Raw genomic sequence first — 11516 nt, 5'->3', positions numbered from 1 at the left:
CACCGTTGCGCCCGTCGCGAGCGCGCCGGTGCAGCAGAGCCTGATCCCGGCCGAGCCGGAACCGCAGGCGCCGGCCGCGCCGGTGAACCCGTTCATCCGCACCCAGCCGGCCGTGTTCGACGCCCCGCCGTCGCAGGCCGAAGTGCGCGCCGCGGAGGCCGCCGAGCCGACGCCGGCCGCCCCGGACTGGACGCTGGCCGAACCCGGCCAGCCGCCCCAGCCCGGCAAGCAGGACTGAGTCGAAAGAAAGGCGCCGAAAGGCGCCTTTCTTTTTGCGCCGCGTTCAGGCGCCCAGTGCGGACGCCGGATCGGAAATGCCGTGCTGCCCGGCCAGGCGCGCCAGCGAAATGGCGTCGCGGATGCCGAGCTTCTCGAACAGCCGGTATTTGTGCGTGGCCACCGTCTTGCCGCTCAGGCTGAGCCGGCGGCCGATCTCTTCCATGCGCAGGCCCTGGCACAGCAGCCGCGCCACCTGCATCTCGCGCGGCGACAGCGTGTCGAAGGGCGAGCCCTTGCCGCCGAAGCCTTCCAGCGCCATGCGCTGCGCCACCTGCGTGGCCAGGTAGCGGCGGCCACGGAACACGTCGCGCACCGCGCGCACCAGTTCCTGCGGATCGCAGCCCTTGCCCAGGTAGGCGAAGGCGCCGGCTTCGATCAGGCGCCGCGGCATCGGCCCGTCTTCCTGGATGGAGACGATGATGACCTTGGTGTCGGGCTCGGAGCGCACCAGGCGCTCGGTCACGTCCAGCCCGCTGATGCCGGGAAGGTGCAGGTCGCACAGCACCACGTCGGGGCGCAGCTTGCGGATGAGCGGCAGGCCTTCTTCGCCGGTGGCGGCTTCGCCGACGATCTCCACCTCGCCACTCTTCTCGAGGATGAGCCGGTAGCCGGTGCGCACGAGCGCGTGGTCGTCAAGGATGAAAACTCTGATCACATGCGGTCCCTCCCCAGGGTTCCGCCCTAACCTAGGCGAAGGAAACGGCCGCATCAATGGCAAGTTGCCGCGCATGCACTAGGTGATTTCCTACGCTGCGGCAGCATGGCAAACGCCGTTATCCGGACCGTACAGAACCGGGCGGCTTCGCCCTGGCCCCTGCCCGCGCGCCGACAATTCCTTACGCCGTCGCGCGACGCCTGCCGCTGGCCGGCCGGCCAGGCGCACAACCAGACTCACCGCCAACGTACCCGGGGACACCCGCCATCCGCCTGCACGCCCGTCTCGGACTGACCGCGCTTTCGCTGCTGCTGCCACTCGTGCTCGCCGTGGTGGTGCTGGCCTGTTTCCATGTGCTCACGGCCTTGGGCGACCATGACCGCGTGCTGCTGTGGGTGGAAGGCACGCCGGCGCAATTGCAATCGCTGCGCGAGCGCGTGTTGCACCACGAGGTCTTCGCCCACGGTGAAACCGTCGCCGGTGGCTACGCCCGCCACCGCCCGGACGACTGCACACCCGGCAGCACCGCCATCAGCTTCTCGCGCCTGCGCAGGTTCGAACTGGCGGCCGCCCGGAGCACGCTCGACGCCCTCGCACGCGAGGCCGGCGCACAGGCCTGCCGCGCCCACGCCCTGGTCTACAACGACCTGCCCAATCCACTCGACGCCGCGCAGTGGGCCGACTCGCTGGTGTCGTTGTTGCTGGTCCTGTTCATCCCCACCGGCAGCGTGCTGGTGGTGTACTGGGCGGCCAGCCAGCAGCATGGCCTGCCCTCCCTGTGGCGCAGCCCGGCTCCAACCGGCCGCGCACTGGCCACCGGCGCAGCAGGCGCAATCGCGGCGTTCGCGGCATTGCAGCTGGTCGCCGCTGCCACGCGTGCGTTTGCGCCGTGGCTGGGGCCCGAGGTGGGCAGCTGGCAACCGGACGCGCTGTCGCTGCCGGTGTTCCTGCTCGCCGGGTTCTACGCGCCCTTCCTCACCGAACTCTCGTTCCGTGCCTGGCTGCTGCCGATCGCGTCGCGGGCCGTTGGCAGCGTGCCGGCCGCGCTCGTTTCCGCGCTGGCGGGCACGGCCCTGCCCTGGTCCGACGGGCCTGGCGATGCGCTGGCCAGCCTGGCCTTCGGCCTGGTGATGGCGGTGGTGTTCCTGCGTACCCGCTCGCTGCCCGCCTGCGTGCTGGCGCACGGCGGCTGCGCGGTGCTATCGCTGCTGGCCGGAAAGGGCGTCTGAGCGCGGCGGTCAGGCGAACAGCAGCTTCCCGCCTGCGATCACCAGCACCACCGCCAGCACGCGCTTGATCGCCCCCTGCGGCAGCCGGTGGCTGCCCAGGTGCGCACCGACGAAACCACCCACCAGCACCGCGCCCACCAGCGGCAGGATGAAACCGGGCAGGTGCTGGGTGGCGCTGACGTTGCCGGCCAGGCCCGCCATCGAATTGACCAGGATGAAGGGCGCCGACACGCCGGCCGCCGTGCCCGAGCGCGCCCAGCCCTTGAGGATCAGCAGCGGCGTCAGGAAGATGCCGCCGCCCGTGCCGGTCAGGCCCGACAGCAGCCCGATGCCCGCGCCGGCCCCCAGCGACACCGGCAGCGACGGCGGCCTGGGCTCGGCCTCGGCCAGCGGCCGGCGCACGAGCTGCACCGCCGAAAACAGCAGCACCAGGCCGATCAGCACCTTGAACACCTGCGCCGGCAGGTTGAGGTAGCCTCCGACGAAAGCCATCGGCACCGCCAGCACGGCGAAAGGCCAGAACAGCGCCCAGGAAAACTTGCCCGCGCGCCAGAACTGCCAGGTGCCGAGGCACGCGACCAGGATGTTGAGCGTGAGCGCGGTGGGCCGGATTTCCGCAGGCGCCATGCCGAACAGCGTCATCAACGCGATGTAGCCGGACGCGCCCGCATGCCCCACCGAGGCATAGAGCAGCGCGACCATCATCACGGCCGCCGCCAGCAGCCACACCGACTCGGTCCCCACCGGGCTCAGTTCCAGTTGTACGGGCCGACGATGCTGCCGGTCTGGTCGGCACCGTCGCGCAGGTAGTGGATGACCATCGAGCGGCGCGTCAGCGCCTTGTCGCGCACCGCGCTGCCGCCGTGCACCAGCATGCCGTGCCACAGCAGCACGTCGCCCTTGCGGGCCAGGAACTGCTTCGTGCCGTGTTCGGCGGCCAGCGCGTTCGTGTACGCGTAGTAGCCGGCGTACTCGTCCAGCGGGCAGGTGCGCAGCGTGTCCTGCGGGTGGTTGGCGAACTTCTCGTACGGCGGCGCGCGGTGCGAGCCGGGCGAAAACACCAGCGGGCCGCTGTCGGCGGAAATGTCCTCGCAGGCGACCCAGGCGCCGATCAGGTAATTGCCCGGGAAGACGTGGAAGACCGTCATGTCCTGGTGCAGCTCCTGCTGGCTGCCGAGGTAGAAATTGATGGTCGAGCGCGGGTAGGCCGGACAGCCGAAGATCAGCGACGCCGCCTCGATGAGGCGTGCATTCTGGTAGACGCGGCGCGCGGGCTCGCAGCGCGTCCACAGCTCGTGGATGCGCCAGGGGCTCAGCCGCGCCCTTGCCTGCCGTTCCGCGGGCGACAGCCGCACAAGGTCCGCGTGCGGGACCGCCGCGCCGCCGGTGGCATCGTCCAGGGTGAAACCGAGCAAGGTGATGTCCGGGTTCGGCACGTCGGTCTGCAGCAGGTCGTCGACGTAGGCGTTGACGCCGTCGATGTCGGCGTGGTCCACCGCGCCGGGCAGCACCACGTAGCCGTCCACGATCCAGGCCCGCAGCAGCGCGGCCTGCTCGCCGGTGAGCTCGCCGCGGTCGACGCGGGACTGCACGACCTCGAGCGCGTCGGGACGGTCGAACCAGGCCTCGTGCCCGGCCAGCGCGGTCCAGTCGATGGCGGCGCCATCGCCGCGCTTCGCGGCCGCGGCCTTCGCAGCCTTGATCCTGGCCGTCACGCGGGCGAAGGAATCGTCCCCGCCCTGCCCCGTTGCCTGCTCGCGGTTGCGGAGCAAACCCACCGCACGTGAAAAGATCCCCATTCCGCCCCCCCTGGGCCATGGCTGGTTCGCAACTGGCGGAAGAGGTGGGATTCGAACCCACGGAAGGTTTGACCCTTCGCCGGTTTTCAAGACCGGTGCCTTAAACCGCTCGGCCACTCTTCCCCTGGAAAAACGCTCCTGCTCAGGGCGACGGCGGGCAGTCCGGGCCGCCCGGCGTGCCGCACTTGAGCTTGCTGTCCTGGATGAGCGCCGGCAGGCGGTCGGCCAGGAAATCGATGAACACGCGCACCGCCGGCAGCAGGCCGCGGCGCGAGGGATAGATGGCGTGGCAGATGCCCTGCGGCAGGTTCCACTGCGGCAGCACCACTTCCAGTTCGCGCTTGCGGATGGCCTCGGCGCAGCTCAGTTCCGGCAGCAGCACCACGCCCAGGCCGTCGCGCGCGGCCGCCAGCAGCAGCGGGAAATCCTGGGCCATCAGCGCCGGCGTCAGGTCCACCTTCTGCACGTGGCCGTCGGGGCCGTGCAGGGTCCAGCGCTGGCGCGAATCGTCTTCGCTCATGCTCAGCGTGGTGTGGCCGGCCAGGTCGGCCGGCGTGGCCGGGCGGCCGACGCGGTCGAGGTATTTCGGGCTGGCCACCAGCAGCTCGCGCAGCTGGCCGAAGCTGCGCGCCACCATCTCGCCGTCGTCGGTGAGCTGGCTGCGCACGCGCAGGGCCACGTCGAAACCTTCCTGGATCACGTCCACCCGGCGGTTGCTGACGTGCAGCTGGATGCGCACCTGCGGGTGCTTCTTCATGAACTCCGGCAGCAGCGGCGCCAGCAGCTCCTGCGCCAGCGCCACCGGGCAGCTGACCTTGATCACGCCGCGCGGGGCGGCGCTGACGCGGTCCACCGCCTCGCGCGCGGCCTGGGCCTCGGCGAGCATGGTCTGGGCATGGCGGTACACGCTCTGGCCGACGTCGGTGACGGCGAACTTGCGGGTGGAGCGCTGCAGCAGGCGCACGCCCAGGTCGGACTCGAGCTGGGCGATGCGCCGACTCAGGCGCGACTTCGGCACGCCCAAGGCGCGCTCGGCCGCGGCGAAGCCGCCGTGTTCGACCACCATGGCGTAGAACTGCAGGTCGTTGAGGTCGGGGTGGTTCATCCGATGCGCTCCTGGTTGCCCATGTAGGGCCGCAGCGCGGCCGGCACGTCGATGCTGCCGTCGGCCTGCTGGTAGTTTTCCATCACCGCGATCAGCGCGCGGCCCACGGCCACGCCCGAACCATTGAGGGTGTGCACCGGCTCGGGCTTGCCGGTGGCCGGGTTGCGCCAGCGCGCCTGCATGCGCCGGGCCTGGAAATCACCGCAGTTCGAGCAGCTGCTGATCTCGCGGTAGGTGCCCTGGCTGGGCAGCCACACCTCGAGGTCGTAGGTCTTGCGGGCCGAGAAGCCCATGTCGCCGGTGCACAGCAGCACCTTGCGGTAAGGCAGGCCGAGTTTCTCCAGCACCACTTCGGCGCAGCGGGTCATGCGCTCGTGCTCGGCGTCGGATTCTTCCGGCCGCGCGATGGAAACCAGCTCCACCTTTTCGAACTGGTGCTGGCGGATCATGCCGCGGGTGTCGCGGCCGTGGCTGCCGGCCTCGGCGCGGAAGCACATCGAATGCGCGCTCAAACGCAGCGGCAGCTGGGCGTCCTCGACGATGCTGTCGCGCACCAGGTTGGTGAGCGGCACTTCGCTGGTGGGGATCAGGTAACGCCGGCTCTCACCCACTTCGGTGGAGAACAGGTCTTCCTCGAACTTCGGCAGCTGGCCGGTGCCCTGCATGCTCTCGGCGTTGACGATCAGCGGCACGTTGGCCTCCAGGTAGCCGTGCTCGCCGGTGTGCAGGTCGAGCATGAACTGGGCCAGGGCGCGGTGAAGGCGCGCCAGCGGGCCGCGCAGCACGGTGAAGCGGGCGCCGCTGAGCTTGGCGCCGCCGTCGCCGTCGAGCCAGCCGTCGCGGGCACCGAGCTCCACGTGGTCCTTCACCGGGAAATCGAAGCTGCGCGGCGTGCCCCAGCGTTGGATTTCCTGGTTCTGGGTTTCGTCGCTGCCGAAGGGCACCGAGGCGTGCGGCAGGTTCGGAACGGTGAGCGTGATGCGCTCGAGTTCGGCGCGGATCTGCTCGAGCCGGACCTCGGAGGTCTTGAGCTCGTCGGCCAGGCCGGCCACCTCGGCCATCAGGGCGGTGGTGTCCTCGCCCTTGGCCTTGGCCATGCCGATGGCCTTGGAACGGGTGTTGCGCAGGTTCTGCAGTTCCTGCGTGCGGGTCTGGATGGCCTTGCGCTCGGCCTCGAGGCGCTCGAGCGAAGCCACGTCGAGGTCGTAGCCTCGGGTCTGCTTCAGGGTCGCGGCGGTCTCGGCGAGCTGGCCGCGGAGCAGGTTCGGGTCGAGCATCGGGTCATTCCAGAAATGAAACGGGGCGGTGCATTATCGCGCCCGGCCGGCCGCCGGTGCAACGAAATTCCCGGGTTCCGGGACCCCGCCGGCGCGGGCTGGCAATCCCCGCCGGGGCGGCGCATGCTCGCCCGCCTCCCTTCCTGCGGAACCCCCATGACCGAAGCCGTCCGGCTGGCCAAGCGCGTCGTCGAACTCACCGGCTGCTCGCGCAGCGAGGCCGAACTGTACGTGCAGGGCGGCTGGGTGACGGTGGACGGCGTGGTGGTCGAGGAGCCGCAGCACAAGGTCACTGACGAAACCGTGGCGCTGCTGCCCGGCGCCCGCCCCGACCCGGCCGAGCCGGCGACGATGCTGCTGCACAAGCCGGCGGGCTTCGATTCGGGCGACGGGCCGAACCCGGCGCTGTCGCTGCTGGTGCCCGAAAACCGCTGGCCCGAGGACGCTTCCGACTGGCGCCTGCTCAAGCGCCACTTCCCGCGCCTGCAGCCGGCCATGCCGCTGGAAACCGAGGCCAGCGGCCTGATGGTGTTCAGCCAGGACGGCCGCGTGCTGCGCCGCCTGCAGGAAGACGCCGCCAAGCTCGAACAGGAATTCATCGTCGACGTCGAGGGCGAACTCGCGCCCTACGGCTGGAACCGCCTCACCGGCGGCACGCAGTTCGACGGCTGGCCGGTGGCGCCCTTCAAGGTGAGCTGGCAGAACGAGCAGCGGCTGCGCTTCGCCATCAAGGGCGTGCGCCCGGGCCTGTTGCAGCACCTGTGCAACGAAGTCGGCCTGCGCGCCACCGCCGTGCGCCGCCTGCGCCTGGGCCGCATCGGCCTGGCCAAGATGCCGGCCGGGCAGTGGCGCTACCTGCCGGTGAGCGAGCGCTTCTGAGCCCGGCTCAGGCAGGGCGGACGAGGTCAGCCATCCGCGCGCCGGCCCACACCAACGCGAAACCACCCGCGAGCGTCAGGCCCAGGTAGCCCGCCAGCGCGCCAAGCTTCGCGCCGCGCGCGTACATCAGGCATTCGAGCATCAGCGCCGAATAGGTGGTCAGGCCACCGAGCACGCCGACGATGAGGAAGGCGCGCAGGTAAAGCGCGCTCGGGCCGCGGCCTTCCAGCCACACCAGCAGGAAGCCCGCCGCGAAGCTGCCGAGCAGGTTCACCGCCAGCGTGCCCCAGGGCATCCCGTTGCCGAGCTGGCGCAGCAGCCAGCCGCCCAACAGGTGGCGCGCGCCGGCGCCCAGGGCGCCACCGGCCATGACCAGCCAGAGCAGGTTCCAGTTCATCGCGATCCCGGTCGTTCTTGCACGCCGACATGCTAACGGCAATGCCGGCCTTGGCGCGCTTCTGCCGCCGGCGCCGCAGCGGTTACCCTGCCTGCCTGTCCCTTGCACGAAGTCCCGCCATGCGCACCCTGCTCTGCCTGCTGCTCGTCGCCGCCGCCCCGGCCCTGGCCGCCCCGCCCCCTCTGGGCACGGTGTCCGAGGCCTCGGGCTTCACCCGCACCGGCCGCTACGACGAGGTCGTGAAGCTCTGCGACGACTTCGCCCGGGCCTACCCGGCCGCAGTGCGATGCCTCGACTTCGGCACCACGCCCCAGGGCCGGCCGATGAAGGCGCTGGTGGCCTCGACCCGCGGCGCGCTCGACCCCGCCGCCGCGCGCGGGCAGGACCTGCCGGTGGTGCTGGTACAGGGCGGCATCCACGCCGGCGAGATCGACGGCAAGGATGCGGGCTTCCTGGCCCTGCGAGAGGTGCTCGAAGGCAAGGTGGCCAAAGGCGCGCTCGACAAGCTGGTGCTGGTGTTCGTGCCGGTCTTCAACGTGGACGGCCACGAGCGTTTCGGCCCCTGGAACCGCCCCAACCAGCGCGGCCCGGTGGAAATGGGTTGGCGCACCACGGCGCAGAACTACAACCTCAACCGCGATTACCTGAAGGCCGATTCGCCCGAAATGCAGGCCATGCTGGGCCTGGTGCAGGCCTGGGACCCGCTGGCGGTGGTGGACCTGCACGCCACCGACGGCGCCCAGTTCGAACACGACATCTCCATCCAGGTGGAACCCGTGCACGCCGGCGACCCGGCCCTGCGCGAGGCCGGCCGCGCCTGGCGCGACGGCGTCATCGCCGACCTGGAAACGCAGGGCTCGCTGCCCCTGCCCTTCTATCCCTCGTTCGTGGTCTCGGACGACCCGAGCTCGGGCTTCGCCGACGGCGTGGCGCCGCCGCGTTTTTCCACCGGCTACTTCTGGCTGCGCAACCGGCTGGCCATGCTGGTGGAAACCCATTCGTGGCGTGAATACCCGCACCGCGTGCGCATCACCCGCAACACGGTGGTGTCGGTGCTCGAGCGCCTCGCCGCGAACGGCCAGGCCTGGCAGCGCCTGGCCCGCGAGGCCGACGCCCGCGCCGGCGAGACCGGTGGCGCCCCGCAGCCGCTGGCCTTCACCGCGGGCCCGGAAGCACGACTGATCGACTTCCGCGGCTACGCCTACACCCGCACGCCCTCGGAAATCTCCGGCGCGCTGATGACCCGCTATGACGAAACCACACCGCAAATCTGGCGCATCCCGCTGCGCGACGACGTGCAGCCGAGCGTCACCGTGGCCGCGCCGGCCGCGGGCTATCTCGTGCCGGCCGAACACGCCGCCTTCGTGGGCGCGAAGCTGCGCCTGCACGGCGTGCAGTTCCGCGAAATCGCCAATGGCGGCAAACGCGAGGTCGAAGTCTTCCGCGCCGACACCGCCCAGCTCTCCGCCGGCTCGGTCGAAGGCCACCAGACCCTGGCCGTCACCGGCGACTGGGCCAGGGAAACCCGCGACGTCCCCGCCGGTTCGCTCTACGTGCCCCTGCGCCAGCCCGGCGCGCGCCTGGTGATGGCGATGCTGGAACCGAAGGCACCGGATTCCCTGCTGGCCTGGGGCGAATTCAACAACGCCTTCGAGCGCAAGGAATACATGGAGGACTACGTGGCCGAGGACGTGGCCCGCAAGATGCTGGCGGAAGACCCCGCGCTCGCGGCGGCCTTCGCCAGGCGCCTGCAGGACGACCCGGCCTTCGCCGCCGACCCGCAGGCGCGGCTGGAGTTCTTCTACCGCCGGCATTCGTCCTGGGACGAGCGCTTCCGGCTCTACCCGGTGATGCGCACCGACGTGGCGCCCTGAGTCAGGGCTTGCGGGCGGCGGCGCGGGCGGCGCGAAGGCGGTCGAGCTTTTCCTTGAGCTTGATCTCGAGGCCGCGCTCGACCGGTTCGTAGTACACGCGCTCGCCCATGGCGTCGGGGAAGCCGGTCTGGCCCAGCGCCACGCCGTCGGGCGCGTCGTGGTCGTACTGATAGCCGGTGCCGTAGCCGAGCTGCTTCATCAGCTTGGTCGGCGCGTTGCGCAGGTGCATCGGCACTTCCAGCGTGCCCGCCTCGCGCACGTCGGCCTGGGCGGCCTTGAAGGCGGTGTAGGCGGCGTTCGACTTGGCGGTGCTGGCCAGGTAAATGACCAGCTGCGCCAGCGCCAGGTCGCCCTCGGGGCTGCCCAGGCGCTCGTAGGCTTCCCAGGCTTCGATGGCCATCTGCAGGGCGCGCGGGTCGGCCAGGCCGACGTCTTCGACCGCCATGCGGGTGAGCCGGCGCGCCAGGTAGACCGGGTCGCAGCCGCCGTCGAGCAGGCGCGTGAACCAGTACAGCGCGGCGTCGGGGTTCGAGCTGCGCATGGATTTGTGCAGGGCCGAGATCTGGTCGTAGAACTGCTCGCCCTGCTTGTCGAAGCGGCGGGTGCGGTCGGCCAGCACCTGCGCCAGAGTGGCCTCGGTGACTTCGTCGCCTTCGTCGGCGGCCAGTTCGGCGGCGATCTCGAGCAGGGTCAGGGCGCGGCGCACGTCGCCGTCGGCGGCGCCGGCGATGTCGCGCAGGCGCTCGTCGGAAGCGCGCACGCCCTGCCCGCCCAGGCCCCGCGTTTCATCGGCCAGGGCGCGGCGCAGCGCTTCGACGATGTCGTCCACCGACACCGCTTCCAGCACGTGCACGCGGCAGCGCGAGAGCAGCGCCGAGTTGAGCTCGAAGCTGGGGTTTTCCGTGGTGGCGCCGACGAACAGGATGCTGCCGCGCTCGATGTGCGGCAGGAAGGCGTCCTGCTGGGTCTTGTTGAAGCGGTGCACCTCGTCCACGAACAGCACCGTGCGCCGGCCCTGCGCGAAACGCTCGCCGGCCGCGGCCAGCACCTGGCGCACCTCGGGCAGGCCGGAGAGCACGGCGGAGATGGCCACGAACTCGGCCTCGGCGTAACGCGCCAGCAGCAGGGCCAGCGTGGTCTTGCCGCAGCCGGGCGGCCCCCAGAGGATCATCGAGTGCACGTTGCCGGCTTCCACCGCGCGCCTCAGGGCGCTGCCCGGCGCCAGCAGCCGGCGCTGGCCCACCATGTCGTCCAGCGTGGCCGGGCGCATGCGCTCGGCCAGGGGCTTGAGGCCCTCGGGCGGCTGGAACAGGGAGTCGCTGGCGGGTTTCTTGCGGGTCACGCCCGCATTCTAATCCGCCGGGTCACTCGGCGAGGGGAATGACCTCGGCACCCTCGCTCACCTCGCCCACCACGTCGGTGCCCGGCGGCGGGGTGAAGGCGAAGGTGCCCGCGGCGAAGGCCGGGTTGCGCTTCCAGCCGGTGAAACGCACTTCGGTGCGCTGGCCCAGGCCGTCGTGCATTTCCATGGTGGCCAGGCCGGCGGCGTCGAAGCCCAGGCGGGCGCGCTCGAAGGGCGCGTCGTCGGGCTTGCGCGGGGTAAGTTCCAGCCATTCCAGGCCCTGGCCGGCGCCGCCGTCGGCCACCTTGAACTGGCGGTCGAGCTCGGCCGGGTCGATCAGCACGGCCAGCGGGCTCACCTGCTCCTCGTAGCTCTGGTTGCGCACGTTGACCTGCTCGAGGTCGGGGTCGTGGATCCAGATGTGGTCGCCGTCGGCCACGATCAGCTGCGGGAAAGGCTGGGTGTATTCCCAGCGGAACTGCCGCGGCGCCTTCAGCGCCACCGAGCCGCTGGAGGACTCCGTCATCCGGCCTTCGGGGTCGTACACGCGCTGCTGGAACTGCGCGGACAGGCCCTGCACGCCGCCGCTGAAGGCGTCGAGCTTTTCGCGGGCGCCGGCGTGGGCCAGCGGGGCGGCGAGCAGGAGGCAGGCAGTCAGGAACAGGCGCATGGGAAGGACC

At 70.9% G+C, this 11516-nt stretch carries 11 protein-coding genes, 1 tRNA gene and 1 pseudogene; 4 read left to right on the top strand and 9 right to left on the bottom strand.

All coding sequences use genetic code 11. The features are described 5' to 3' along the window. A pseudogene (locus N790_RS16320) lies at positions 1 to 238 on the top strand (hypothetical protein); the annotation flags it as partial. 45 nt (positions 239 to 283) lie between these two features. On the opposite strand, the gene N790_RS05625 reads toward N790_RS16320, so the two are convergent. Further along, complete coding sequence (locus tag N790_RS05625; RefSeq protein WP_043801809.1) at positions 284 to 934, bottom strand: response regulator; 651 nt, start codon at positions 932 to 934, stop codon at positions 284 to 286. A 320-nt stretch (positions 935 to 1254) separates the two neighbouring features. Between N790_RS05625 and N790_RS05620 the strand changes: the two genes are divergently transcribed. After that, positions 1255 to 2163, top strand: coding sequence for a CPBP family intramembrane glutamic endopeptidase (locus N790_RS05620; RefSeq protein WP_043801806.1), 909 nt, complete (start codon positions 1255 to 1257; stop codon positions 2161 to 2163). A gap of 9 nt (positions 2164 to 2172) precedes the next feature. Here the strand turns inward: N790_RS05620 and N790_RS05615 are convergent, their stop codons facing one another. The 5 genes from N790_RS05615 to serS form a co-directional block, all read right to left on the bottom strand. Continuing rightward, complete coding sequence (locus N790_RS05615) at positions 2173 to 2907, bottom strand: sulfite exporter TauE/SafE family protein (RefSeq protein WP_043801805.1); 735 nt, start codon at positions 2905 to 2907, stop codon at positions 2173 to 2175. Between the two features lie 5 nt (positions 2908 to 2912). Then, on the bottom strand, positions 2913 to 3878 hold the full coding sequence (locus tag N790_RS05610; protein ID WP_169742142.1) for a phytanoyl-CoA dioxygenase family protein: 966 nt from the start codon (positions 3876 to 3878) through the stop codon (positions 2913 to 2915). 117 nt (positions 3879 to 3995) lie between these two features. After that, positions 3996 to 4085, bottom strand: a tRNA-Ser gene (locus tag N790_RS05605). 19 nt (positions 4086 to 4104) lie between these two features. Next, positions 4105 to 5067: a LysR family transcriptional regulator gene (locus N790_RS05600; protein ID WP_052385715.1), complete on the bottom strand. Its 963-nt coding sequence runs from the start codon at positions 5065 to 5067 to the stop codon at positions 4105 to 4107. Continuing rightward, positions 5064 to 6344 (bottom strand): serine--tRNA ligase, encoded by a 1281-nt coding sequence (gene serS / locus N790_RS05595; RefSeq protein ID WP_043801800.1) that lies wholly within the window; start codon positions 6342 to 6344, stop codon positions 5064 to 5066. Before serS ends, N790_RS05600 begins: the two co-directional genes overlap by 4 nt. Before the next feature lie 156 nt (positions 6345 to 6500). On the opposite strand from serS, the gene N790_RS05590 reads away from it, so the two are divergent. Then, a complete protein-coding gene (locus N790_RS05590) occupies positions 6501 to 7223 on the top strand; it encodes an rRNA pseudouridine synthase (RefSeq protein WP_043801797.1) in 723 nt (240 codons plus the stop codon). Positions 7224 to 7230: 7 nt separating this feature from the next. On the opposite strand, the gene N790_RS05585 is transcribed toward N790_RS05590, so the two are convergent. After that, a complete protein-coding gene (locus N790_RS05585) occupies positions 7231 to 7620 on the bottom strand; it encodes a CrcB family protein (protein ID WP_043801796.1) in 390 nt (129 codons plus the stop codon). Positions 7621 to 7739: 119 nt separating this feature from the next. Between N790_RS05585 and N790_RS05580 the strand changes: the two genes are divergently transcribed. Then, on the top strand, positions 7740 to 9494 hold the full coding sequence (locus tag N790_RS05580; protein ID WP_043801793.1) for a M14 family metallopeptidase: 1755 nt from the start codon (positions 7740 to 7742) through the stop codon (positions 9492 to 9494). 1 nt (position 9495) lies between these two features. On the opposite strand, the gene N790_RS05575 is transcribed toward N790_RS05580, so the two are convergent. Next, on the bottom strand, positions 9496 to 10764 hold the full coding sequence (locus N790_RS05575) for a replication-associated recombination protein A (RefSeq protein ID WP_156969952.1): 1269 nt from the start codon (positions 10762 to 10764) through the stop codon (positions 9496 to 9498). A 94-nt stretch (positions 10765 to 10858) separates the two neighbouring features. Continuing rightward, positions 10859 to 11506 (bottom strand): outer membrane lipoprotein periplasmic chaperone LolA, encoded by a 648-nt coding sequence (gene lolA, locus N790_RS05570; RefSeq protein ID WP_052385714.1) that lies wholly within the window; start codon positions 11504 to 11506, stop codon positions 10859 to 10861. Between the last annotated feature and the right edge of the window lie 10 nt (positions 11507 to 11516).

Origin of the sequence: Arenimonas malthae CC-JY-1 (assembly GCF_000747075.1) — a bacterium.
GTDB lineage: Bacteria > Pseudomonadota > Gammaproteobacteria > Xanthomonadales > Xanthomonadaceae > Arenimonas > Arenimonas malthae.
This window is presented reverse-complemented; position numbering and strand designations above follow the sequence as displayed.

Bases quoted from the DNA above. Each gene is read 5' to 3' on its own strand.
- N790_RS05600 (WP_052385715.1), bottom strand. From the start codon at position 5,067: ATGAACCACCCCGACCTCAACGACCTGCAGTTCTACGCCATGGTGGTC.
- serS (WP_043801800.1), bottom strand. From the start codon at position 6,344: ATGCTCGACCCGAACCTGCTCCGCGGCCAGCTCGCCGAGACCGCCGCG.
- N790_RS05590 (WP_043801797.1), top strand. From the start codon at position 6,501: ATGACCGAAGCCGTCCGGCTGGCCAAGCGCGTCGTCGAACTCACCGGC.
- N790_RS05585 (WP_043801796.1), bottom strand. From the start codon at position 7,620: ATGAACTGGAACCTGCTCTGGCTGGTCATGGCCGGTGGCGCCCTGGGC.
- N790_RS05580 (WP_043801793.1), top strand. From the start codon at position 7,740: ATGCGCACCCTGCTCTGCCTGCTGCTCGTCGCCGCCGCCCCGGCCCTG.
- N790_RS05575 (WP_156969952.1), bottom strand. From the start codon at position 10,764: ATGCGCCCGGCCACGCTGGACGACATGGTGGGCCAGCGCCGGCTGCTG.
- lolA (WP_052385714.1), bottom strand. From the start codon at position 11,506: ATGCGCCTGTTCCTGACTGCCTGCCTCCTGCTCGCCGCCCCGCTGGCC.